Origin of the sequence: Pseudomonas sp. P9_31, from assembly GCF_034008235.1 — a bacterium.
GTDB lineage: Bacteria > Pseudomonadota > Gammaproteobacteria > Pseudomonadales > Pseudomonadaceae > Aquipseudomonas.
Map to the genome: position 1 here is coordinate 2,638,174 of NZ_CP125375.1, position 24,255 is coordinate 2,662,428.

16 protein-coding genes are annotated in these 24,255 nt (G+C 59.2%); 5 read left to right on the forward strand and 11 right to left on the reverse strand.

Annotated elements, in window-relative coordinates:
* Positions 1 to 42 precede the first annotated feature (42 nt).
* Positions 43 to 2,580: a PAS domain S-box protein gene (locus tag QMK51_RS11795; RefSeq protein WP_320394138.1), complete on the reverse strand. Its 2,538-nt coding sequence runs from the start codon at positions 2,578 to 2,580 to the stop codon at positions 43 to 45.
* Between the two features lie 119 nt (positions 2,581 to 2,699).
* Here QMK51_RS11795 and QMK51_RS11800 point away from each other — a divergent pair, with 119 nt between their 5' ends.
* Positions 2,700 to 3,809, forward strand: coding sequence for a PilT/PilU family type 4a pilus ATPase (locus tag QMK51_RS11800; protein ID WP_320394139.1), 1,110 nt, complete (start codon positions 2,700 to 2,702; stop codon positions 3,807 to 3,809).
* A 123-nt stretch (positions 3,810 to 3,932) separates the two neighbouring features.
* On the opposite strand, the gene QMK51_RS11805 is transcribed toward QMK51_RS11800, so the two are convergent.
* The 4 genes from QMK51_RS11805 to QMK51_RS11820 form a co-directional block, all read right to left on the reverse strand.
* Positions 3,933 to 5,888: an acetoacetate--CoA ligase gene (locus tag QMK51_RS11805; protein WP_320394140.1), complete on the reverse strand. Its 1,956-nt coding sequence runs from the start codon at positions 5,886 to 5,888 to the stop codon at positions 3,933 to 3,935.
* Between the two features lie 135 nt (positions 5,889 to 6,023).
* Positions 6,024 to 6,809: a 3-hydroxybutyrate dehydrogenase gene (locus tag QMK51_RS11810; protein ID WP_320394141.1), complete on the reverse strand. Its 786-nt coding sequence runs from the start codon at positions 6,807 to 6,809 to the stop codon at positions 6,024 to 6,026.
* Positions 6,810 to 6,816: 7 nt separating this feature from the next.
* Positions 6,817 to 8,208, reverse strand: coding sequence for a GntP family permease (locus QMK51_RS11815; RefSeq protein WP_320394142.1), 1,392 nt, complete (start codon positions 8,206 to 8,208; stop codon positions 6,817 to 6,819).
* A 283-nt stretch (positions 8,209 to 8,491) separates the two neighbouring features.
* The gene (locus QMK51_RS11820; RefSeq protein ID WP_320394143.1) at positions 8,492 to 9,907 is read right to left on the reverse strand and encodes a sigma-54 interaction domain-containing protein; all 1,416 of its coding nucleotides are present in this window, start codon (positions 9,905 to 9,907) and stop codon (positions 8,492 to 8,494) included.
* 268 nt (positions 9,908 to 10,175) lie between these two features.
* Here QMK51_RS11820 and QMK51_RS11825 point away from each other — a divergent pair, with 268 nt between their 5' ends.
* The 4 genes from QMK51_RS11825 (at position 10,176) to QMK51_RS11840 (ending at position 17,142) form a co-directional block, all read left to right on the forward strand.
* The gene (locus QMK51_RS11825) at positions 10,176 to 14,171 is read left to right on the forward strand and encodes a hypothetical protein (RefSeq protein ID WP_320394144.1); all 3,996 of its coding nucleotides are present in this window, start codon (positions 10,176 to 10,178) and stop codon (positions 14,169 to 14,171) included.
* Positions 14,172 to 14,249: 78 nt separating this feature from the next.
* A complete protein-coding gene (locus tag QMK51_RS11830; protein WP_320394145.1) occupies positions 14,250 to 15,191 on the forward strand; it encodes an Ig-like domain-containing protein in 942 nt (313 codons plus the stop codon).
* Positions 15,192 to 15,226: 35 nt separating this feature from the next.
* Positions 15,227 to 15,763: a hypothetical protein gene (locus QMK51_RS11835; RefSeq protein ID WP_320394146.1), complete on the forward strand. Its 537-nt coding sequence runs from the start codon at positions 15,227 to 15,229 to the stop codon at positions 15,761 to 15,763.
* A 47-nt stretch (positions 15,764 to 15,810) separates the two neighbouring features.
* The gene (locus tag QMK51_RS11840) at positions 15,811 to 17,142 is read left to right on the forward strand and encodes a hypothetical protein (protein WP_320394147.1); all 1,332 of its coding nucleotides are present in this window, start codon (positions 15,811 to 15,813) and stop codon (positions 17,140 to 17,142) included.
* Here QMK51_RS11840 and QMK51_RS11845 read toward each other — a convergent pair.
* The 6 genes from QMK51_RS11845 to QMK51_RS11870 all read right to left on the reverse strand — a co-directional run bounded on the left by QMK51_RS11845 (position 17,136) and on the right by QMK51_RS11870 (position 24,083).
* Positions 17,136 to 18,719 carry an ABC transporter ATP-binding protein gene (locus QMK51_RS11845; protein WP_320394148.1) on the reverse strand — a complete coding sequence of 528 codons (1,584 nt, stop codon included), beginning with the start codon at positions 18,717 to 18,719 and terminating at the stop codon, positions 17,136 to 17,138. The two genes, QMK51_RS11840 and QMK51_RS11845, sit on opposite strands and share 7 nt — an antisense overlap.
* Positions 18,720 to 18,733: 14 nt before the next feature.
* On the reverse strand, positions 18,734 to 19,756 hold the full coding sequence (locus tag QMK51_RS11850) for an ABC transporter permease (protein ID WP_258700276.1): 1,023 nt from the start codon (positions 19,754 to 19,756) through the stop codon (positions 18,734 to 18,736).
* A complete protein-coding gene (locus QMK51_RS11855) occupies positions 19,756 to 20,817 on the reverse strand; it encodes a microcin C ABC transporter permease YejB (protein WP_320394149.1) in 1,062 nt (353 codons plus the stop codon). The genes QMK51_RS11850 and QMK51_RS11855 overlap by 1 nt, the downstream gene beginning before the upstream one ends.
* Complete coding sequence (locus tag QMK51_RS11860; protein ID WP_320394150.1) at positions 20,817 to 22,685, reverse strand: extracellular solute-binding protein; 1,869 nt, start codon at positions 22,683 to 22,685, stop codon at positions 20,817 to 20,819. The genes QMK51_RS11855 and QMK51_RS11860 overlap by 1 nt, the downstream gene beginning before the upstream one ends.
* 135 nt (positions 22,686 to 22,820) lie before the next feature.
* The gene (locus QMK51_RS11865) at positions 22,821 to 23,102 is read right to left on the reverse strand and encodes a peptidylprolyl isomerase (protein WP_258700279.1); all 282 of its coding nucleotides are present in this window, start codon (positions 23,100 to 23,102) and stop codon (positions 22,821 to 22,823) included.
* 99 nt (positions 23,103 to 23,201) lie between these two features.
* Complete coding sequence (locus QMK51_RS11870; protein ID WP_258700280.1) at positions 23,202 to 24,083, reverse strand: esterase/lipase family protein; 882 nt, start codon at positions 24,081 to 24,083, stop codon at positions 23,202 to 23,204.
* Positions 24,084 to 24,255 lie beyond the last annotated feature (172 nt).

Sequence of the window (24,255 nt, forward strand, 5' to 3'; positions counted from 1 at the left end):
GGCTATGTTGGTGCCAGCGTGGGCGCGCGATTATGCCTTAACTCAGCTGGCTTGGCCGATCATCGTGCGGATCTTGTTGGCCAACAGGTCAATGGAAAAGGGTTTGGCCACCATGTCCATGCCTTCCTCCAGAAAACCCTGGCGTTCGGTGGCCTTCTCCGCATAAGCGGTCATGAACAGCACCTTGAGGTCCGGGCGGTGCTGACGAGCGATTTCCGCCAGTTGCCGACCGTTCATGCCCGGCAGCCCGACATCGGTCACCAGCAGATCGACCCGCAGGTCGGATTCCAGCAAGGGCAGGGCGCTCTTCGCGTCTTCGGCTTCATGGGCGTGATAACCCAGTTCATTGAGCAGGTCGAGCACCAGCATGCGCACCGCCGGATCGTCTTCCACCAACACCACGGTTTCACCGGCAACCGCTGCCGGTGTTTCGCCGGTGACCGGCACCAACGTGGGTTCCGGCACCGCGACGTGCAACCGTGGCAAATACAGGCGAACGCAGGTGCCCTGGCCCGGCAGGCTGTGCAGGCTGACGTGCCCGCCCGATTGCTGGGCGAAACCATAGATCATCGACAGTCCAAGGCCGGTGCCCTGGCCGATAGGTTTGGTGGTGAAGAACGGGTCGAAGGCCTTGGCCAATACCGACGGGGTCATGCCGGCGCCATTGTCGCTGACGGCAATCATCAGGTAATCCCCGGCCCTGACCGGTTCCAGGGGAGTGATGTCGCTGCCGTCGAGGTGAACGTTGGCGGTTTCGATCAACAACTCGCCGCCATCGGGCATCGCATCCCGGGCATTGATGACGAGGTTGAGCAAGGCGTTTTCCAGTTGACTGACGTCAGTGCTGACCGGCCAGACCTCATCGGCCAGCTTCAGTCTGAGTTCGATGTGATCGCCCTTGGTCCGGCTGAGCAAGTCTTCCAGAGAATGCACCAGATGATTGGCATTCAGCGGCTTGCGATCCAGCGACTGACGCCGGGAGAACGCCAGCAGGCGATGGGTCAAGGCGGCGGCGCGGTGGGCCGAGGACACCGCGGCCTCGGTGAAGCGACCGATTTCGGCGGCACGCCCGTCGGCGATGTAGCGTTGCATCAAATCGAGACTGCCGATGATCCCGGTGAGCATGTTGTTGAAGTCATGGGCGATGCCGCCGGTGAGCTGTCCGACCGCTTCCATTTTCTGCGCATGCCGCAAGGCGTCTTCGGCGCGCTCGCGCTCGAACATCTCGTTCTGCAGCCGCTGGTTGGCTTCGGCCAGTTGCCGGGTGCGGGCGCTCACACGTTCTTCAAGGGTTTCGTTGAGGTTGCGCAGGGCTTCTTCAGTCTGTTTGCGCTCGGTCTCGTCGATCACGAAGATGTAGAAACCATTCACCGCGCCGTCCGCGCCATGGCGTGGCAGGTAGTTCATCAGGGCCTGGCGGGTGCTGCCATCGCGGTGCGCGGCGCTGATGCTGAAACTGCAGGCCTTGCCTTTCAACGCCTCGGCAATGTATTCGGCGCGCAGGGCATAGGCTTCGTCGCCCAGCACTTCACGGACGGTGCGGCCGTAAAGCTCCTGGGGCGTCAGGCCGTACCATTCCAGGTAGGCGGCATTATTGAGGCGAAAGCGCTCCTCGCTGTCCACATAACTGATCAGGATCGGCATGGCGTTGATGATCAGTTGCAGCTCGGTCTGGCTCTGGCGCAAGGCCTGTTCGATGTGTTTGCGTTCGGTCAGGTCCAGCGCCGCGCCGAGGAAACGGATCGGCCGGCCATGGTGGTCCTTGTAGCAACGGCCTCGGGCAAACACCCAGCGCAACTGGCCGTCGGCTTGCAGCAAGCGATATTCCTCGGCGTATTCGCTGCCATGGGTGATGCAGTGCTTGATGCTGCGGGCAATCATCGCGCGGTCTTGCGGGTGTACGCCGTGGAGGTAATCGCTGATGGGCAACTGGCTGGCCATGGTCGGGTCGATGCCATGCAATTGGGCGAAATGGGCGTCGGCGATGAAACGGTCTTCGCCGATGTCCCAGTCCCAAGTGCCGACGGCATCGGTGGCGGCCAGCGCCAGTTGTAGGCGCTGCTCGGTTTCCTGCTGGGCCTTGAGGCTGGCGGCGGAGCGTTGCTCAAGTTCCAGAGCGATGCGGCGGCGTTCGTTGGTTTCGATGGCCGTGACCAGAATCCCGGCAACCTCGGCGCTTTCATTGCGAATGGGGCTGTAGGTCAAATCCAGCCAGAAGTCGGAATCTCGCCCGTCGCGCTGCAAGGTAAAGCGCTGTTCGCTGTAGGTTCGCACCTGGCCCTGTAGGACGGCGCTGTAAATCGGGTCGGTAAAGTCTTTGAGTTCAGGCCAGATCAGGTGTGTCGGCTGTCCGAAAGCGTGAGGGTGTTTGCTGCCGGCGAGGAAGGCGAAGCCGTCGTTGTAGATCTGGGTGAGCTGCGGGCCCCACAGTAACAGCATCGGCATCGGTGAATGAATAACGATATCCACGGCGGTGCGCAGGCTCTGCGGCCAGTGATCGGCGGCGCCCAGCGGGTTGCTTGTCCAGTCCAGTCGGGCAATCAGGGCCTGGGCATCGCTGGCGTTTGGTGGTGCGTTCATCAACATGTCCTGCGCGTGAGTCAGTGTGGCGGCGTCTACTATCCTTGCAGGGCTGTAGACGCTGGATGACCCGTTTTGGGTCATTTTTTCAATTGAATGCTTCGCGGGTGTTTTTTGCCATGGAAATCGATGCACTGTTGCAAATTCTGGCCAGCCGCAATGGCTCCGATCTTTACCTGTCCACGGGCGCGCCACCCAGCGCGAAATTTGACGGTGTGCTCAAACCCCTGACTGATCAACCGTTCAAGCCGGGAGAAGTGGCGGCTATTGCCGCGTCCATCATGGACGCCGAACAGCGCCTGGAGTTCGATCGGGACCTGGAAATGAACCTGGCGCTTTCCCTGCCCGGGGTCGGGCGTTTCCGGCTCAGTATCTTCAAGCAGCGCAATGATGTGTCGATTGTGGCGCGCAACATCAAACTCGACATTCCACGTTTTGAAGACCTCAAGCTGCCGCCAGTGCTGCTCGAAACCGTGATGCTCAAACAGGGGCTGATACTGTTCGTCGGTTCGACCGGTTCGGGTAAGTCGACCTCGCTGGCGGCGCTGATCGATTACCGCAATCGCCACAGCAGCGGCCATATCATCACCATCGAAGACCCGGTCGAGTTCATCCATCGGCACAAGAAGTCTATCGTCAATCAGCGTGAGGTTGGCGTCGATACCCGCAGTTTTCATGCTGCGTTGAAAAATACCCTGCGCCAGGCACCGGACGTGGTGCTGATCGGCGAGATCCGAGACCGCGAAACCATGGAGCACGCGCTGGCGTTTGCCGATACCGGTCATCTGGTGATTTCCACCTTGCATGCGCATAACGCCAATCAGGCGTTGGATCGGGTGATCAATTTCTTTCCCGAAGAGCGCCGTGGGCAGTTGCTCAACGACCTGGGTAACAACCTCAAGGCGTTTGTTTCCCAGCGTTTGGTGCGCACCCGCGATGGGCAACGCCGGGCAGCGGTGGAAGTGATGGTGGGCACGCCGACTATCGGCGACCTGATCCGGCGCAACGAGTTTGGCGAGCTCAAGGGGATCATGGAGAAGTCTTCGGAGGCGGGGATGCAGACGTTTGACGGGGCACTGTTCGCGCTGTTTGCCGAGGGCGCGATCGATGAGGCAGAGGCGCTGAAACATGCGGACTCGGTGAACAACTTGCGCCTGCGCCTGAAAATGCACGCCGAGGCCACGCCCGGGCCCCATACACCGCCGGGTGAATGGGGTTTGGTGGACTAATGCCGGCAACGACGATCAAATGTGGGAGCGGGCTTGCTCGCGAAAGCGGTCTATCAGCCAACATCAATGTTGAATGTGAAATCGTCTTCGCGAGCAGGCTCGTTCCCACAGGGGATCTACGTTTCAATCGCTCAATTCGGGGCGGTCGCGAAACTGCTCCAGCGCTTCGGGATTGGCCAGTGCATCGGTGTTCTTCACCTTCTGGCCATGCACCACATTCCTCACCGCCAGCTCGACCACCTTGCCGCTGATGGTCCGCGGAATGTCCGTCACCGCGACAATCTTCGCCGGTACATGCCGTGGTGTGGTGTTGGCGCGGATAACCTGACGAATCTGTTGTTGCAGGGCTTCGTCCAGCTCGACACCGTCACGCAACTTCACAAACAGCACCACTCGCACGTCATCCTGCCATTGCTGACCGATGGCTACGCTGTCCAGCACCTGCGGGACTTTCTCCACCTGACGGTAGATTTCCGCCGTGCCGATGCGTACGCCGCCGGGGTTGAGCACCGCGTCGGAGCGGCCGTGGATTAGCATGCCGCCGTGAGGCAGTTGCTCGGCGTAATCGCCTTGGGCCCAGACGCCGGGGAACAGGCTGAAATAGGACTTTCGCAGCTTCTCCCCGTCAGGGTCATGCCATAAGCCGATGGGCATCGCTGGAAAGTGTCGGGTGCACACCAGTTCACCTTTTTCCCCGATCACAGGTTGCCCGGCGTCGTTCCACACTTCGACCGCCATGCCCAGGCTCTTGCACTGCATCTCGCCACGGCGTACCGGCAGCACCGGATTGCCGATCACAAAGCACGAAACGATGTCGGTGCCGCCGGACATCGAAGACAGGCACAGGTCGGGCTTGAACGCACGGTAGACGTAATCGAAGCTTTGCGGCGACAGCGCGGAACCGGTGGACAGCACGGTTTTCAGGCTGCTCAGGTCATGACTTTCGCATGGCTTCACGCCATTGCTTTCCAGCGCGGTGAGGAACTTGGGGCTGGTGCCGAAGACATTGATGCGTTCATCGTCGATCAGGTCGATCAAACGCTCCGGACCTGGATGAAATGGCGAGCCGTCGTACAGCACCACAGCGCTGCCGACAGCAAGGGCCGAAACCAGCCAGTTCCACATCATCCAGCCGCAGGTGGTGTAGTAGAACAAGCGGTCGCCGGCGCCGAGATCGGTGTGCAGGCCATGTTCCTTGACGTGTTGCAGCAGTACGCCACCGGTACTGTGAACAATGCACTTCGGCACGCCGGTGGTGCCGCTGGAATAGAGGATGTACAGCGGATGAGCGAAGGGCACGGGAACGAATTGCGGCTCGCCGCCAGGCTCGTAGAAATCGTCCCACAGCGTGACGTTGGCCTGGCTATGGAAGTCCTCGATGCGCGCCTCGGGTCGTGCGTAAGGCACGACGATCAACTGCTGCAAGGACGGCAGTTGTCCGAGGATTTCATTGACCTTGGTGGTCTGGTCGATCTCTTTGCCGGCGTAGCGGTACCCGGCGCAGGTGATCAGCACTTTCGGCTCGATCTGGCCGAAGCGATCGATCACCCCGTGGGTGCCGAAGTCGGGTGAAGAACAGGACCAGATCGCGCCCAGACTGGTGGTGCCAAGCATCGCCACCAGGGTTTGCCAGGTGTTCGGCATGCACGCAGCCACACGGTCGCCGAGGCCGACACCGGCGGCTTTCAGGCCGTTTTGAAAACCTGCGACATGGCTCGCCAGTTCAGCCCAGGTCAGTTGTTCCCGTTGGCCGTTTTCGCCGATGACCACTACCGCCACGGCATCGTCGCGACGGCGCAGCAGGTGTTCGGCGAAGTTTAGCGTGGCGCCAGGGAACCACTGGGCGCTGGGCATTTGTGCGCCCTCGATCAGCACAGCGTCCGGTTGATCGTGAAAGCGAATGTCGAAGAAGTCGACGATCGCCTGCCAGAAGGCTTCCCGCTGGTCGATGCTCCATTGGTGCAGGGCAGGGTAGTCGGCGATCCCAAGGGTATGTCGCTGATTGATGAAGCGCCGGAAGGCCTCCATGCGGGTCTTGCCGATGCGCTCGGTGCCGGGTTGCCAGAGAATGTCGGACATGGCTTGGCCTCTCTCGTTCCCACGCTCTGCGTGGGAATGCCTCAATGGACGCTCCGCGTCCGCTTTGGGACGCGGAGCGTCCCGGGCTGCATTCCCACGCAGAGCGTGGGAATGATCATGCAGGCTGGCGACTGGTTACTGCGCCAACCACCCACCATCTATATTCCACGCAGCGCCACGCACCTGGCTACCGGCTTCGCTGCATAAAAACAGCACCAACTCACCCAGCTGCGGTGGCGTCACGAACTCCAGGGACGGCTGTTTCTCGGCCAGCAAATCATGTTGCGCCTGCTGCGGGTCGATCCCGGTCGCGGCGCGGTCATCGATCTGCTTCTGCACCAGCGGCGTCAGCACCCAGCCCGGGCAAATGGCGTTGCAGGTAATGTGGGTGGTGGCGGTTTCCAGAGCGACCACTTTGGTCAGCCCGATCACGCCATGCTTGGCCGCGACGTACGCCGCCTTGCCCACCGAACCAACCTGGCCATGTACCGAAGCGATGTTGATGATCCGTCCCCAGCCCTTGGCGCGCATGCCCGGCAAGCTCAAACGGGTGCTGTGAAACACCGACGACAGGTTGATTGCAATGATCGAATCCCAGCGCTCCACCGGAAAGTCTTCCACCGGCGCCACGTGCTGGATGCCGGCGTTGTTGACCAGGATGTCCACGCCGCCGAATTCACGCTCGGCGTACTCGATCATGTCGGCGATCTGTGCCGGGTCGCTGACGTCGGCCGGGTGATGGCCGACCTTGCCGCCGCTTTTATTATTGAGCTGTTCAACCTCGGCAATCACCCTGGACGCATCGCCGAAACCGTTGAGGATCAGATTGGCGCCAGCCTTGGCCAGGCTCAGGGCGATCCCCAGGCCAATGCCGCTGGTGGAACCGGTGACCAGTGCGGTCTTGCCCGAAAGAGTCGTCATGAATACCTCACACAATGCCAGTGGCGTAGAAAGTACCGATCACCACAAAAACAGCGAGTGTCTTGATCAGCGTAATACAGAAAATGTCTTTGTAGGCCTCGCGGTGGGTCAAGCCGGTGACGGCCAGCAAGGTAATCACCGCGCCGTTGTGCGGCAGGGTGTCCATGCCGCCACTGGCCATCGCGGCAACCCGGTGCAGCACTTCCAGCGGAATATTGGCAGCGTGGGCGGCACTGATGAAACTCTCGGACATCGCCGCCAGGGCGATACTCATGCCGCCCGACGCCGAACCGGTGATACCGGCCAGCAGAGTCACGGTAATCGCTTCGTTGACCAGCGGGTTGGGAATGCTCTTGAGCCAGCCGGACAGCACCAGAAAGCCGGGCAACGAGGCGATCACCGCACCGAAACCGTATTCCGACGCGGTGTTCATCGCCGCCAGCAACGCGCCGCTGACCGCACTTTTGCTGCCTTCGGCCAACTTGCCGCGAATCGTCTGAAAGGCGAACACCAGCACCATGACGATGCCCACCAGCAAGGCCGCCTGGACCGCCCAGATCGCCGTCAGCTTGGCGATGTCGGTGGTCACCGGTGCTGCCATGCCCGGCAACGAAAGGCTGTGAGTCTTGCCGTACCACAGCGGAATCCAGCGGGTGAACAGCAGGTTCATCAGGCCCACCATCAACAACGGCGACAGCGCGAGCCATGGGTTGGGCAGCTTGATGTCTGGCGCGGTTTCCGGTTCGTTGCGCAGCTCTGAACCGTAACCTTCACCGCTGCGCTGGGCCTTGTTGCGCTGGCGCTGAAGAAACAGCATGCCGGTACAGAACACGAAAATCGTGCCGATCAATCCCAGCCACGGCGCGGCCCAGGCGGTGGTGTTGAAAAAGGTGCTGGGGATGATGTTCTGGATCTGCGGCGTGCCGGGCAGGGCGTCCATGGTGAACGAGAACGCGCCGAGGGCGATGGTCGCCGGGATCAGGCGCTTGGGAATATTGCTCTGGCGGAACATTTCGGCGGCAAACGGGTAGACCGCAAACACCACCACAAACAGCGACACGCCACCATACGTGAGCAGGGCGCAGACCAGCACGATCACCAGCATCGCCTGGCGAGTGCCGAGCAAGCGAATCGCCGCCGCAACGATGGAGCGGGAGAAACCCGACAGCTCGATCAGTTTGCCGAACACGGCACCGAGCAGGAATACCGGGAAATACAGTTTGACGAAGCCGACCATTTTTTCCATGAACACCCCGGTGAAGACTGGGGCAACGGCGGAAGGGTCGGTGAGCAGGACGGCGCCGAGGGCGGCGATCGGGGCAAAGAGGATAACGCTGTAGCCACGGTAAGCAGCCACCATCAGCAGCGTGAGGGCTGCCAAGGCAATGATCACACTCATGGTGTGTCTCCTTCGATTGTTATTTTTGTAGGGTGAAGCTTTTGTAGGAGAGGGCTTTAGCGAGTTTCGTGCCATCTATGTAAGTTATTGAAATATATAGAGATTATGTTTTCTATCAGCGTTATGGAAAATGTTTGTCTCCGTTTTGAGACGGGCGGAGGGCCTTAAAAGATCGCAGCCTTCGGCAGCTCCTACAGGGAAATGCGGAAACCCAACGTAGGAGCTGCCGAAGGCTGATCTTTTGATCCTGAAAATCCATCTACCAAAGGAGATCAATGTCTCTTTATTGAGACTCGGCAATCCCCAACGCCACCATCTTCTTGTACAACGTCGACCGCCCCAACCCCAGCCGCGCCGCCGCTTCGATCACCTTCCCGCCGCATTGCGCGAGGGTGGATTCAATCAACTGCCGATCAAACCGTTCGCGAGCTTCACTGAAGGTTTCATGGGCAATCGGCTCAAGGGGCAGAGGCGCTGCACGCTCTACCGGCGTAAAGCTACCAATCGCCGCACGGATATCCGTCGCGTTCAGCATCAAATCATCACTGAGCAACGCCGCGCGTTCCAGCACGTTGCGCAGTTCCCGAATGTTCCCCGGCCAGGCGTGTTGCCCCAACAAATCCAGGGCTTCACGGTTCAGTTCATGCTGACTGCGCAGTTCCTCGAGAATGGCTTCACTGAGGGCCGGCAGGTCGTCGAGGCGATCACGCAGGGGCGGGACCTGGATCGGCAGCACGTTGAGGCGGTAATACAAATCGGCGCGAAACTCGCCGCGTTTGATCGCTGCTTCCAGATCGGTGGAGGTGGCTGCGATCACCCGTACATCGCTCTGGATCACTTCGTTGGAGCCCACCGGCTCGAATTCCTTTTCCTGCAGCACACGCAGCAGCTTGCTTTGCAGTGGCAGCGGCATGTCGCCGATTTCGTCGAGAAACAGCGTGCCGCCCTGGGCGATTTGCAACTTGCCGGCGCGGCCCTTGCGATCGGCCCCGGTGAACGCGCCGGGTGCTGTGCCGAAGAACTCGGCTTCCAGCAGCGATTCGGGAATCGCCGCGCTGTTGATGCTGACGAAGGCTTTGTGGGCTCGAGGCGAAGCGCCGTGGATCGCCTGGGCCAGCAGCTCCTTGCCGGTGCCGGTTTCGCCGAGCAACAACACCGGTGACTCGGCACTGGCACTGCGCCGGGCGCGGCGTTTGACTTCCAGGCTGGCGGCGCTGGTGCCAATGAAATGGGCGAAGTTGTACTTGGTTTGTCGTGCACGCAGCAACGAACGGGTCGATGCCAGTTCTTCCTGCATGCTCAGGTAGCGCTTAAGCATTGGCGAAAGGCTGCGCAATTCGTCGAACAGGGCAAAACCGATGGCGCCGATCACCGCGCCGGCGTCGTCGTGAATCGGCAGGCGCATCACCACCAGCGGTTCCTTGGGGGTGTCCTGCATGTCCAGCAGGATCGGCCGTCCGGTGCGCACCACCTCACGCAACAGGCTGCCGGGGATCACGCTTTCACAGGCCCTGCCGATGGCACCTGAGGCCGACTCCAGACCGAACCGCCGGGCATAACGCTCGTTCATCCAGACGATGTTCGCGTCACGGTCGACAATCACCGTGCCTTCGCTCGATTGCTCGATGATTTCGAACAGCGAACGGATCGCCAGGGTGCGAACGCGCTGGTAGTCCTTGAGGCTTTCGGTGGTGTTCATGGGTGTCCTATCCAGAAAGTGTGGTGTCTGTGCGGGCCTCATCGCGAGCAGGCTCGCTCCCACAGGGGATTTGTGAACGACACAGATCGACTGTGGGAGCGAGCCTGCTCGCGAAGGCCGCAATAGGGTGTGACCGTTCGTCGTAAGCAATCGCTGACCTGTTATTTCTGACAGTTGTGCCCGCACTGATCCAGGTGTCGAATGAGTTCATCCAACGGCGATGTTTGTTCCTCGCTTGTGCGCCTCATTTAAAGACAGGAGACTGCAGATGACCACTGAAGAGTTGTTGCCGGAATTACTTTCAGAACAAAGCTCGGGAGTTCTGGCGCTGGCGCCGATTTACATTCCGGGCCAGATTCCGGAAATCCACGATGCCGACGGTACACCCAACCCAAACCGGTTTGGCGTCAACCGCAGCATGATCACCTCCAATGCCAATGGCTTGTTGGTGAACGTGGACCCTTACACCGATTCCAAATCGGGTGACAACATCCAGATATTCTCCAGCCTCGATCCAACGCCCTTGTTGTCGTTCTACCTGATGGCCGGTCAGGAAAATGAAATCTCCCACGTGTTCTTGCCAGGGCATTTGCTCGTAGCGGGTTTTCAGACCTTCTGGTACGTCATTACTCGCAATAGCCAAAACTACGGAACATCTCCACCGCTGGAGGTATTCATCAGAACGCTGCTACCCGGCGGTACGGATCCACAGCCGGATCGCCCCGGTCACTACCGGCTTCTGGCGCCTGTGTTACTCAATGTTCCGGCTGGCGGAGTGACCAAGGAACTGGCGGAGTCCGCAGAAGGGGTGAGGTTCGCTATTCGACCTTATCCGAACATGCGGCAATTCGACGTCATTACCTGCAGTTGGGGCGGGTACGAGTTTCACATCACGGTGGGGCTTGATCAGGTCGGTCAGGAAATCCAGGAAAAGGTACCGTTGGACGTCATTCAGAAGGCCGGCAACGGTGACCAGATTTTCATCTGGCGTCCGCTTGACGAGGTGCATAACCGTGCCAGCGACTGGTCGCTGCGCACTACCGTGTATGTCGAGGTGATTGGTGATCTATTGCGTCCGGTCATCCTGGAAGCGGTGAAGGTCGACCCGGACACCGGTGAGTTGTTTTATGATCTTGCAGCGTTGGGTAACAAGGACATCCAGGTCGACGTTGTCACCCGGCCGGTGACCTTCGAACTGCAGGACACCGTCAAGCTGTCGGTCTCGCAGATCAAGGACGGCGTTGAGTCTGTGGTGTTCACCGAGACCAAAACCGTTACGCAAATTGATAGTACGGTGAGATTTTTCCTGCCAAGTGCCACGGTTCAGCAACTGGCTCGGGAACACATTTACTTTCGCTATGAACTGACCAAGAGAAGCAGCGGCAAGACTCGACGCTCCAGTCGAACCACTGTATGGATCAAAGGGACGGCAGTGAATCTGCCAGCGCCAAAGATCCTGCCGATCAATGGTGTCGTGGTGGACCCCACTAAAGCGGCCACCGGGATTGTCTCCCCTCATGCGGCGATTGCACCTCAGGTCTGGTTGCACTTCTATGCCATTGGTACGGCCCCTGGCGGAGTTGTGCATCTGTATGACAGCGGGCGGCGCATCAGCAGTTCTCAGGCCACACGCGACATGACCTTTCCAATGCAGGCGAGTTTTATTGGCAAGATCGATGGCGGGCCGCTGGAGGTGTATTACAAGGTGGGTTCCAGTCAGGACGATCCACTGGCCGTCGAATCATTGCGTCACAGCGTGCGGGTGGGCGAACCCAAGCCCGATCTGGAGGCCGTTTTCGTGGTGGATGCTGTGGATGGGGTGCTGGATCCCGAACAGCTGCCTCCCTTCGCGGATGCTGAGGTTCAGGTCCTGCCGTTCAAGGATATGAAGGGCCATACCGTCTATCTGTGGTATCAGTCGGATAACCCGGTGGACTCGCAACGCTATGAAGACTCGGTTGATATCGACGACCGCGATATTGACATCCCGGTATCGTTTTACCTGGCTCAGGATTTCCTCAACGAACACAAAGGCTACAGGTTGGCGATTGGTTACTCGGCTGAACCCACAGACGGCTCGGGCACGGAACGTTTTGGTGCCAGTACCACCGTGAGCATCGGCAACGCCGAGCTGCCGCTTCTACCCAAACCGAATGTATTGGAGGCCGATGCGAACGGTGTGGTCAAACCGAGCGATACCATTGTCAATGGAGCCTCTATCCGGATCAATGATGCAGACTTGAAGTTTGGCGACTTTATAAAGCTTTGGTGGGATGGTGCTGCCGGCAACGATGCGAACACGGACTATTACTACGAACAGCCCATTTCATTCAATGATGACGGGAAACCTTTCGTGCATCAGGTGCCCTACAAGCATGTGCAGGCAAATCAAAATGTTGGTGTGCAGGTTTGGTATGAGGTCGAGCGCGAAGCAGGGGGCGTACAGGAATCAGAAGTGCTGCTCCTGAACATACAGGAGGCGGCTCTACCTCTGCCAGCAATCAGCGAGGCGAAAGGGCCCAATCAGGATCAGATCAATCCTGATGATGTTCTTGCTGATGGCGCAAGCGCGTTAATTGGCGTGACCGCACAGCTTAAAGAAGGGGATGTGGTCACGCTCACACCCAGTGGTGGTTCTCCGATTGTTTACACCGTACTCAAGAGTGACGAAGGTCAGGAACTGACCCGAAAGATTTCCCGGACATTCATCGAGCAGAATAACGGCGGCAGTTTTACGTTGGGATACACCATCAAACGTAAAGTCGGCGGCCCCATTGAAGCATCGGAGTTCAAAAACTTCGATGTGCGTCGGGTGATCGGATCGGGAACTTTGAAAGTCATGGGAGCCCGCCATAACTCCAACACCTATCGATCTTCAAGTTTGCCTTGCTTGATGTGGGCGTTCAACGCACAGACGCTTCAGCCGATGTTGGCAGAGTGGCACTATGTCGGCGATACCGTGTGGATAGCGGGCACTCGATTCATCGATACGGACTCCGAACGGGCGTTGCAGGTGCGCTCTTCGACTGATCAGGTGACGCTCAATCCCGTCAACGTCTGTGGCAATGGTGTGGACGCCAACATCAGCGGCGCTGCAGCGGTCGCCGTGCTGCGCGATTCCCGGAGGTCGGGTAGTGGGGCCGTTGGTGGTCGTGATCTTGTCGGATTCGGTAACGCCTCATATGGCGGCAACATTCCACCGGTGTATTTGATTCAGGAGAATCTGCGCGCAGTTTTTTGCTCCGGTGGTGCTTTCGTGGCATTGACCCGGGAAGGCGCCGCGTTGCCGTGGGGGGAAGCAGGCAGTGGCGGCAATATGGGTGCCATCAGTCCTGACGGGTTCAAAACGATCGCCAGCAACAGTTACGCCTTTGCCGGGCTGACCACTACCGGTGACGTACGATGCTGGGGCAGAGCCGCAAACGGTGGGACGCTGCCAGCGGGGGGGCTGAGCAATATCAAGCGTATTTTCAATGGTGGCCTGGCGTTCGCGGCAGAACGGATGGACGGCAGTATCACTGCCTGGGGCGCTGCTGCTGCGGGCGGTGTGGCTAACCCGGTCCCTGGCATCAATAACGTGGAAAAGCTCATCTGTTCCTACCAGGCGTTTGCCGGCATTACCCAGACAAAGCGTCTGTTTGCCTTCGGTGGCGCAGCTTATGGCGGCAGTATTCCGGCGGCAATCGCCAATCGTACGGACATCCAGCGACTGTGCTGCGCTAACGCCCGTGCTTTTGTTGCGCTAACCAGCGGAAAAAATGTCGTCGCCTGGGGAGATAACGCTTATGGCGGCAATCTCACCAGCTATCCGGGTATCGCAGCGTTGCGATTTGTGGATGTCGCTTCTACCTGGCAGGCATTTGCCGGTATCACAGAAAACAATCGCGTCGCTGCGTGGGGAGCCGCCCCGGCCGGGGTTGTCCCCGCCCAAATTGCCAGCCTGACCAATGCGATTCAGGTTGTAGGGTCGGCCCATGCCTTTGCAGTGCTGTGTGCCGATGGTCGTGTCTTTGCGTGGGGCAACGCAACATTGGGCGGCAATACCGCACCGGTAGCCGCGCAATTGGTGAACGTTGTGGCCATTTACACCAACTCGCACGGGTTCATTGCGCTGACTTCCGACAACCGTGTAGTCACCTGGGGACATGCAACGGCCATCGGGGGCGCCACCGGTCTCAATGGCTTTGTTTCCTACATCGACAGCACAGCCACGGGTATGGAAATGGCCAGTACCCAGGCCGATGGGATCACCGAGTCTCAATAGCCCCCCCCAATCAACTCCTTTGTCACTCGTCGCCTCGTGAGGGCGCCGAGTGCCTGACCGACTTTGAGGTATCCGAAAATGCTTGAAGAAATCAATGGTGTCATGACAACCCTGATTGCCCCGACTGTTGACGGTTCCAGTCCCGAGGGAGCGCTGGATCCGCAGTCGCTGCCAGAGAGAACGGCTGTCCGTCTGGCCTCGTACATCGGGATGAAATTCAATGATGAGGTGCATCTTTACTTCACCCCGGACGGCGCCTCTAGGGTGCTGATCGACAAGATCAAAATCAGGGCGAACCAGGGTGAGACACCTCCGTGGTTCAGTGTTCTCTCTGATGAATTCGCCAAGCACTTGGGGAGCGTGATTCGGGTGAGTTATGAAGTCTGGTTTGGCAACCAGCGACTGCACACATCCCGGGAGTTGCAGCTTGAGATCAAGGCCGGTTTCGAAGGTGAGCACACGCTGGATCTACAGACTTACAACTATGTGGTAGTGACCGGTAAACCGCCACTCACCTCGCCTGCGTTCTCCCGTTTCACCCGAGAGGCCACATGGGGTGTCGCACCATATGAATACACCAGCAGCGATACCACGGTTGCCAGCGTTGAACGACAAGGGGAGGTGACTGCCACGGGTAACGGCATCTGCACCATCCGCGCGACCGATAGTGTCGGCCAAGCCAAGAGCTACAACCTGACTGTTACCGGAATAGGTCAACTGCACTTCCTGACGGCTACCGCCAATTGGTCCGGCATGCGCAACGCCTGCATGGCAGCCGGGTTGGAACCGGCCACACTGGCCCAGCTGCGACAACTGATGAGTATCTACAGTGCCAATGCAGGCTCGCTGACCGATTACTTCGAACTGTTGCCTTACCCGTTCTGGACCGGTGAACTCAACGGTGCCAACACCGCCTGGATCGTCGATCTGGATAAGCGCGAAAACGATCCGCTGGATCCCCACTTCACCTCGGCCGACCTGAGTGAGTTGCATCAGGTATTGGGTATTTCCATTCGCTGAGAAAAGCTCATGGCGTAGCGCCAGGGGGAGATTACATGAACGTCTATCGTTTGCTGATTCACAGCACGCTATTGCTTTACCTGCAATTTGGTGGGATTGCCCAGGCTGTCACTGGCCCGCAACATGATTACTTTCGGGCGACGGGGACGTGGCTGCCCACTCTGCGTCTTGATCTGGGTGATACCGGGCAACGGATATTTGGTTTCAATCAACAGGATCAGTTGTATTTCGGATACCAGGTGGCGTCCCGCCTCAATGCACGGTTTCGCGATACCGCCATCACCTGTCGCGACGGCAGTGCGGCCTTCCATTGCAACGGTGTATTGATACGTGGCACTGCCGTTTCGACCCAGTTTCATGCATGGAACCCCAGCCCCAACTCGGTGGGGCGTAATGGTGTTTCGTTCTCTTGGGCAAGAGCCAATGTGGGAATGCTACAGATCGCCGGCAACCAGGGGTTGATCTTCAAGGAATCGGCTGCCGCCACCCGGACGGTGCCGATCGTTCGGGTCGCGCTCAACTCACCCGGCGCGAATGTATTTTTCTACGAGCCATCGGACCAGAGCACGTAGTGAGCAGCCGTCGCAATCGGAATGTACTTTCAGGAGGAGGGTTCGTTATGGAACGAGGGAAAGGATATATGAGGTGGTTTGTCGGGCTTTTTCTGAGTCTGTTCTTTACCCACGGTGTCTGGGCGGTCACAGGACCTGAAGTTGCGCAGTTGCTCAATGCCCGTTATCGGCTGTCCGTCAGTGAATGTGTCGGTGCCACTGCGATTCATTATTGCAGTGGCGTGTTGGCACGTCGCTCGCAGAATGCGCCGACAGTGGGATTCTGGAAACTCAGCGCGGAAGCGGTTTCCTCCGGCGTTGAACGGTTTGACTATTGGCGGGTTGATCGTGCCCCGGTACTTGCAAATCGACCTAACGGTTTCGTGTTTACCGATGTGTTCACAGCGATCGGCCTGGGCAAGCAACTTGATGTATTGCCGGCAGCGTCGAATTCCGAGGCCTCGGTCAAGAATTGGGATGATGGGGCCCCGGCCCGAGCTCCATTGCAGGCGCTGTTCTATGACTTGGGCACCGCAGGTGCGCTGCGTGGAGCACAGAGGGATCAACTGGCGTATTTTCGGGCAACCGGTGAGTGGCTGCCGATCCTGCGGATGCAGCGCGATGATGCACAACAGAGCCTCTTTGGTTTCAATCAGGCTGATCAATTGTATGTGGGCTATCAAGTAGCCGCCCGATTGAATGCACGGTATGCCGATACGTCACCGACCTGCCGGGATGGTCGGGCAGCGTTTTATTGCAATGGGGTACTGATCCGCACGACTGACCAATCGACGGCGTTTCATTCGTGGAATCCCAGTCCTGGATCGGTGCGCGGCAACGGTGCCTCTTTCAGTTATCTGCGAGCCGACGCCGGTGTCATCAGGCTTTACAAGGTCCAGGGATTCGTCATCCGTGAACAGGCTGCACCGGTAGGCAACCCCATGAGCTTGCGATGTGCTTATCCATTTGATGGCGGTACCGGTGGTTCAGCGGACGCTTGTAGAGTCCGCGGCGGAATGTGCGGTGAATTGGGGGTTACCAGTGTCCAGGCATGGACTGCGCGGTATGCTGCCCGTCCGAACTCCTCATGTGCATTCGACCTTGATCCACAGCAATTCCAGCTCAGCATCGACGTGCGTTTGAATCGCAGTGATTATTACGGCTGGAACGAGTTTATGGTCGCTGCCTGGCCTCAGGACAATCCATCACAACTGCCCATCGAAGCGTTCATCTACACCACTCAAGCGCTTGGCGGTGGAAATGGATTGGCTGGCGCGCAATATGACCAAAAGGACTATTTTCAGGTGTCCGGACGATACATACCGATCATGCGAGTGACATTGAACGCGGCACCCGGTCAGGTATTTGTTTTTGACCCTCAAGAGCAGGGCGTTCAGTAAGCCCACCCTGGATGCGCCGCCGCCAACAGTTCTTTGGTGTAGGGATGCTGCGGCGAGTCGAACACGTCGTGGCTGGCACCGCTTTCCACCACTTTGCCGTCCTTGATCACGATCATGTCGTGGGCCAGGGCGCGCACCACCGCCAGGTCGTGGCTGATGAACAGGTAGGTCAGGCCATGTTTCTCCTGAAGCTGGCGGAGCAGGGCGACCACTTGTTTTTGCACCGTGCGGTCGAGGGCCGAGGTCGGTTCGTCGAGCAGGATCAGCGCCGGTTTCAGCACCAGCGCGCGGGCAATGGCGATGCGCTGGCGTTGGCCGCCGGAGAATTCGTGCGGGTAGCGATGACGGCTTTGCGGGTCGAGGCCGACTTCTTCCAGCACCCGGATCACCTGGGCCTCGCATTCGTCAGGGGTGGACTGGCTGTGAACCTCAAGGCCTTCACTGATGATCTGCGCCACGGACATCCGCGGGCTGAGGCTGCCGTAAGGGTCCTGGAACACCACCTGCATCTTCTTGCGCCATGGCCGAAGTTGCTTTTGCGTCAGGCCATCGAGGGCCTCACCCTGAAAGCGAATGCTGCCCTCTGAGTCGAGCAGGCGCAGGATCGCCTGACCGAGGGTGGATTTGCCCGAACCGGATTCACCGACAATGCCCAGGGTCTTGCCGCGTTGAACGTTCAGGCTGATGCCGTCCACCGCGCGCAGGTAAGTTTTACGCTGAAACAGTCCGCCACCGATGGCGAACTGCACCCGCAGATTATCCACTTCCAGCACTTTCTCACGCTCGTCCCGGGGCAGGGCTTCACCTTCTGGCTCGGCATTCAACAGCACACAGCTGTAAGGATGTTTCGGCTCGGTGAACAGTGTCTCGCAGGGCGCCTGCTCGACGATTTCCCCGGCGTGCATCACGCACACCCGCTGGGCGATGCTGCGCACCAGATTGAGGTCGTGGCTGATCAGCAGCAGTGACATGCCGAGCCGCTGTTGCAGGGATTTGAGCAGCAGCAGGATCTTGCGCTGCACCGTCACATCCAGTGCGGTGGTCGGCTCGTCGGCGATCAGCAGCTCCGGCTCGCAGGCCAGGGCCATGGCGATCATTACCCGTTGCCGTTGGCCGCCGGACAGTTGATGGGGATAGGCCTTGAGCCGCTCTTCGGGCTTCTGGATGCCCACCAGTTGCAGCAACTCGAGAATCCGCGCTTGCGCCGCTTTGCCCCCCAGCCCTCTGTGCAACAGCAGGGTTTCGCCGATCTGCTTTTCGATACTGTGCAGCGGGTTGAGGGAGGTCATCGGCTCCTGGAAGATCATCGCGATCCGGTTGCCGCGCAGCTCGCGCAAGGCCTTGGTGTCGGCGCCAATCAATTCCTGGCCGCGATAGCGAATGCTGCCGGTGGTTTGCGTGCCATTTTCGGGCAGCAGTTGCAGGATCGAGTGAGCGGTCACTGATTTACCGGAGCCCGACTCACCGACCAACGCCAGGCATTCGCCGGGGCGGATGTCCAGGCACAGGTTGCGCACCACGGTCTGGCCACTGAAGGCTACGTTGAGGTCACGGATTTCGATCAGGTTGTCACTCATATCAACAGTCCGCTTCAGGAACGAGGGTCAAAGGCATCACGCAACGCCTCGCCAATGAACACCAATAAAGAAAGAATCAGCGCCAGGGTGAAAAACGCCGTCAGCCCCAGCCATGGTGCTTGCAGGTTCTGCTTGCCTTGACCGATCAATTCGCCCAGGGACGCGCTGCCGGCTGGCATGCCGAAGCCGAGGAAGTCCAATGCGGTGAGGGTGGAAATCGCCCCGGTCAGGATGAACGGCAGATAACTCAGGGTGGCGTTCATCGCATTGGGCAGAATGTGCCGCACGATCACCTTGCGGTCGGTCAGGCCCAGCGCGCGGGCGGCCTTGACGTATTCGAGGTTGCGCCCGCGCAGGAACTCGGCACGCACCACGTCCACCAGGGCCAGCCAGGAAAACAGCGCCATGATCCCCAGTAGCCACCAGAAATTCGGCTCGACGAAGCCCGACAGAATGATTAGCAGGTACAGCACCGGCAACCCGGACCAGACCTCCAGCAAGCGCTGACCGAGCAGGTCGACCCAGCCGCCGTAATAGCCTTGCAGGGCACCGGCGGCGATGCCGATCAACGCGCTGATAAAGGTCAGAGCCAGCGCGAACAGGATCGACACCCGCGCCCCGAAAATCACCCGGGCCAGCACGTCCCGGGCCTGATCGTCGGTACCCAGCCAGTTGACCTTCGACGGCGGGCTCGGCGCCGGTTGATTGAGGTCGTAGTTGGGCGTGTCGTCGCTGAACGGGATCGGCGCAAACAGCATCCAGCCGCCGTCCTTGTGGATCAGCTTCTGCACGTAATCGCTGCGGTAGTCGGCCTGAAAGGGCAGTTGCCCGCCAAACTCCTGCTCGGTGTGGCGTTTGAGCGCCGGGAAGTACAACGAGCCCTGGTAGCTGACCATCAGCGGTTTGTCGTTGGCGATCAGCTCGCCGCCCAGGGTCAGCAGGAACAGGCCGACAAACAACCACAGCGACCACCAGCCCCGGCGGTTTTTCTTGAAGCGTTCGAAGCGGCGACGGCCCAGTGGCGAGAGCTTGAACATCAGGCATTCCTCGCGGCGAAGTCGATACGCGGATCGACCAGGGTGTAGCAGAGGTCACCGATGATTTTTATCAGCAGGCCGAACAAGGTGAAGATGAACAGCGAGCCGAATACCACCGGATAGTCCCGTGATACAGCGGCTTCGTAACTCATGCGGCCCAGGCCATCGAGGGAAAAAATCACTTCGATCAGCAGTGAGCCGGCGAAAAACACGCTGATGAAGGCCTGCGGAATCCCCGACACCACCAGCAGCATCGCGTTGCGAAACACATGGCCGTAAAGCACTCGGCGTTCACTCAACCCCTTGGCGCGGGCCGTGACCACGTACTGGCGAGTGATTTCATTGAGGAAGGAGTTTTTGGTGAGGATGGTCAGGGTGGCGAAACCGCCGATCACCAGCGCCGTCACCGGCAACACCAGGTGCCAGAAGTAATCGGCGATTTTGCCCACCGTCGACAGCGACTCGAAGTTGTCCGAGACCAAGCCGCGCACCGGGAACCAGTTCAACGAGGTGCCGCCGGCGAAGACCACGATCAGGAACATCGCGAACAGGAACGCCGGCATGGCGTAACCGATGATGATCGCGGTGCTGCTCCAGATGTCGAAATGACTGCCGTGGTGCACGGCCTTGCGGATGCCCAGCGGAATTGACACCAAATAAGTGATCAACGTCGCCCAGAGCCCGAGGGAAATGGTCACCGGCATTTTTTCCAGGATCAGGTCGGTGACCGTGGCGCCGCGGAAAAAGCTCTTGCCGAAATCGAGATGGGCGTAGCTCTTGAGCATCAGCCACAGGCGTTCCGGCGCCGGCTTGTCGAAGCCGTATTGCTTTTCGATCTCCTTGATCAGCTGCGGATCAAGCCCGCGGCTGGCCCGTGAGCTGCCGTGCATTGTCTCGCTGGAACCGCCGCCGACCCCCGCGCCGCCGATGCCTTGCAGCTTCGCGATAGCCTGTTCCACCGGGCCACCGGGCGCCGCCTGGACAATGACGAAATTGACCAGAAGAATGATCACCAGCGTCGGAATGATCAGCAGCAAACGCCGCAGTATGTAAGCCCACATCAGTGCGGCCCTCCGGGTTTGCCGCGCTTGATGAGTTCGGCGGTCATCTGTTCGTTGGTCAGGGGTGTGGAACTGACTTCCCACCAACTCTCGATGGCTTCGTCATTGCTCGCTTGCACAGCGGGAATGCCGAAGCGGTTCCACCACAGGGTCGAACTGCCTGGCGGGTAATAGTTGGGAATCCAATAGAAGTTCCATTGCAGAACACGGTCCAGGGCATGTGCGTAGCGCAGCATGTCGGCCTGGGTGTTGGCCCGAACCAGGCCGTTGATCAACGTATCGACCGCCGGATTCTTCAGCGCCATGTAGTTGTTGGAACCCGGATCGTTGGCCGCCGCCGAGCCAAAGTAGTTGTACAGCTCGTTACCCGGCGAGTTGGTGACCGGGTAGCCGGTGACGATCATGTCGTAGTCCCGGGACATCAGGCGGTTGACGTACTGGGAGGCGTCGATGCGGCGAATGTTCAGGTCGATACCGATTTGTTTCAGGGTGCGTTTGTAAGGCAGCAACAATCGGTCCATGCCGTTCTGGCTGATCAGGAAGGTGAAGCTCAGCGGTTGACCTTCGGCATTGACCAGTTGATCGCCATCGGGTTTCCAGCCCGCCTGTTCGAGCAGGTCCAGGGCTTGCAACTGTTTATCGCGAATCACGCCGCTGCCATCGGTTTTCGGTGCTTCGAAGACCTGCGTGAAGACTTCGTCGGGGATCTGCCCGCGCAGCGGTTCGAGAATCGCCCGTTCACCCGCGTCGGGCAGTTGTCGGGCGGCGAGGTCGGTGTTGGAAAAGAAGCTCTGCTGGCGGATGTACAGGTCGCGCATCATCTGCCGGTTGCTCCACTCGAAATCCCAGAGCATGGCCAGGGCCTGGCGCACGCGGCGGTCCTGAAACATCGGGTTTTGCAGGTTGAACACAAAGCCCTGAGACGATTGCGGTGCCTCTTTGGCCAGGTGGGTTTTTTGCAGGCGACCGTCGCTCAGGGCCGGGCTCTCATAGCCGATGGAGTAGGCGGTGGCGGAGAATTCGCGGTTGTAGTCGTAGGCACCACCACGTAGTACCTGACGGGCGACGTCGGTGTCGCCGAAGTACTCGATGCTGAAATGATCGAAGTTGTAGAGGCCACGGCTGACCGGTAAATCCCTGGCCCACCAGTCGGCGTTACGCTCGAAGGTGATGCTGCGCCCGGAGTCGACCTTGCTCACCCTGTATGGCCCGCTGCCCAGTGGCGGTTCGTAACCGCCACCATTGGCGAAGTCGCGGGTCTTCCACCAGTGTTCGGGAAATACCGGCAAGGTGGCGATATCAAGGGGCAGGGTGCGGTTTTCATTGCTTTTGAAGTCGAAGCGAATGGTTCGCGGCGACTCCACTTCGACGCCTTTGACGTCGGCGAATTGTGTGCGATAACGCAGGCTGCCCTGGGTCATCAGCAAGTTGAAGGTGTAGCGCACGTCTTCGGCCGTGATGGGCTTGCCGTCGGCGAAACGGGCGTTCGGGTTCAGGTAGAAACGCAGAGACAAACCGTCGTCGGAACGCTCCATCTGTTGCGCCACCAGGCCGTACACGGTGTAGGGTTCGTCCAGCGAACGCAGGGCCAGGGGCGAGTAGATCAAGCCGTCGATCTGCGTGACACCAATGCCTTTGTCGATGTACGGCAGGACATGGTCGAAATGACCGATTTCCAGCGCTGAGCGACGCATCGTGCCACCCTTCGGCGCTTGCGGGTTGGTGTAGGCGAAATGACTGAAGCCGGCGGGATACTTCGCCGGTTCACCGTATACGGTCAACGCCTGTTGCGGTGCAGCATTCACACCGGCGGCGCCCAACAACAGGGCCGCGGCAGTGAACAACCAAGTGGGGAAAGCCAGTCGCATTGTCAGCCTTATAGCCGGATGATCGATAAGCACAATTTGTACGCTAGCGGCGCGTCCCTCGCCAGCCGTATCACGTAACGAAAACACAACGGCCCACCAAAAGGCGGGCCGTTGTGTAGAAAACTCAAGGGTCGATCAGTCCTGACGGCTGGTCACTTCCAGCAGGTGGTAACCGAACTGGGTCTTGACCGGGCCTTGCACCACGTTGATCGGTGCGCTGAAGACCACGGTGTCGAATTCCTTGACCATCTGGCCTGGGCCGAACGAACCCAGGTCACCGCCCTGGCGGCTGGACGGGCAGGTGGAGTTGGCTTTGGCGATTTCGGCGAAATCGGCGCCGGCTTCGATTTGGGCCTTGAGTTCGTTGCACTTGGCTTCGGTGGCAACCAGGATGTGACGGGCAGTGGCTTTGGCCATGGGAAAATACTCCATTCAATGTTCAGTAAAGTGCGGAGCCTACCGGATTCAGTGGGCTATTTCTCTCTCAAAGTTTCGTCCGGCTTTATATGGCATGGCTTAAAGGCCGGCATTCCTCAAGCGTTCGGCATGCTGCACATACAGGGCGATCGGGTCGATACCCTTGCGCACCTGACCGGTTGTCTGGCAGAGGCTCTCCAGATGGTCGAGTGGATAGTCCGAACGGATCACTTTACCCAGATGGGAGCTGAACCGGCCGACCATGCCGTCATTCTGCTCGGCTTCGGTGGTGAAATAGTGGGAAAAGGCCCGGAGGAACCCGTGCAGCGGATGGAGTGCATTGAGCCCCTCATCGAGGATGTTTCCCGGCAGGGTGCCGCTCCAGGAATAGTAGCGCACGCCGTTAACCAGTTCGCGACCCTTGCCCCCCCAGGTTTTCGGCAACCCTTGAGGGTATTTGTCGTTGAATGCGCCGACGCCTTCGGTAGTCATTGTATTGAGCGCGGCGATGGCGTTCTGCGGCAGGTGCCGGTTGCCACTGAGCAACGACAGGAAGTCGGCGAACAAAGTAGCCACCGCTCCGGCGACATGTTCTGGCAGGCGTCCGGGGGTCAGTGCCTTGCGCAGGAAGTCGGCCAGTTCCGAGCCATGATTCGGCCCGCTGACCGATGTCACTGAAGCGACCGCCTCTGGCGCCAGCGCCCCCGCATAACGTGCAGCCAGTGCGCCCTGGCTGTGACCGATCAGGTTGACTTTTTCTGCACCGGTTCCTTGCAGTACCCGCTCGATCTGCGCCAACAGTTGTTCGCCGCGGGTTTCATTGCTGTGGGTAGCCGACAGGTGCGGGATGAAAACCCTTGCACCAGCGTTTCTCAGGGCCAGTTTGACGTCATGGAACAGTTCCAGATTACCAATGCGATCGAAGCCGAAGAGCCCGTGGACCAGCAGGATCGGATAGTGAGTGTTTGCATTCCGTAGCATGTGCATTCCTTTTTCGCAGTAGGTCAGGTGTGTGCTTAAGGGCGCACTCTAAAGCACACCAGCCGCCCGGTGATGTATGAAAAAGCCGCTGTAACCTGATGAAAACGGAATAGAAATGGTGCGAAAGTTCGGATGAACATGAGGTCTTGGTCGGAATATCTGGACATCTTTT

Coding starts and splice junctions, on each gene's coding strand:
- QMK51_RS11795 (WP_320394138.1), bottom strand. CDS start 2,580: ATGAACGCACCACCAAACGCCAGCGATGCCCAGGCCCTGATTGCCCGA.
- QMK51_RS11800 (WP_320394139.1), top strand. CDS start 2,700: ATGGAAATCGATGCACTGTTGCAAATTCTGGCCAGCCGCAATGGCTCC.
- QMK51_RS11805 (WP_320394140.1), bottom strand. CDS start 5,888: ATGTCCGACATTCTCTGGCAACCCGGCACCGAGCGCATCGGCAAGACC.
- QMK51_RS11810 (WP_320394141.1), bottom strand. CDS start 6,809: ATGACGACTCTTTCGGGCAAGACCGCACTGGTCACCGGTTCCACCAGC.
- QMK51_RS11815 (WP_320394142.1), bottom strand. CDS start 8,208: ATGAGTGTGATCATTGCCTTGGCAGCCCTCACGCTGCTGATGGTGGCT.
- QMK51_RS11820 (WP_320394143.1), bottom strand. CDS start 9,907: ATGAACACCACCGAAAGCCTCAAGGACTACCAGCGCGTTCGCACCCTG.
- QMK51_RS11825 (WP_320394144.1), top strand. CDS start 10,176: ATGACCACTGAAGAGTTGTTGCCGGAATTACTTTCAGAACAAAGCTCG.
- QMK51_RS11830 (WP_320394145.1), top strand. CDS start 14,250: ATGCTTGAAGAAATCAATGGTGTCATGACAACCCTGATTGCCCCGACT.
- QMK51_RS11835 (WP_320394146.1), top strand. CDS start 15,227: ATGAACGTCTATCGTTTGCTGATTCACAGCACGCTATTGCTTTACCTG.
- QMK51_RS11840 (WP_320394147.1), top strand. CDS start 15,811: ATGGAACGAGGGAAAGGATATATGAGGTGGTTTGTCGGGCTTTTTCTG.
- QMK51_RS11845 (WP_320394148.1), bottom strand. CDS start 18,719: ATGAGTGACAACCTGATCGAAATCCGTGACCTCAACGTAGCCTTCAGT.
- QMK51_RS11850 (WP_258700276.1), bottom strand. CDS start 19,756: ATGTTCAAGCTCTCGCCACTGGGCCGTCGCCGCTTCGAACGCTTCAAG.
- QMK51_RS11855 (WP_320394149.1), bottom strand. CDS start 20,817: ATGTGGGCTTACATACTGCGGCGTTTGCTGCTGATCATTCCGACGCTG.
- QMK51_RS11860 (WP_320394150.1), bottom strand. CDS start 22,685: ATGCGACTGGCTTTCCCCACTTGGTTGTTCACTGCCGCGGCCCTGTTG.
- QMK51_RS11865 (WP_258700279.1), bottom strand. CDS start 23,102: ATGGCCAAAGCCACTGCCCGTCACATCCTGGTTGCCACCGAAGCCAAG.
- QMK51_RS11870 (WP_258700280.1), bottom strand. CDS start 24,083: ATGCTACGGAATGCAAACACTCACTATCCGATCCTGCTGGTCCACGGG.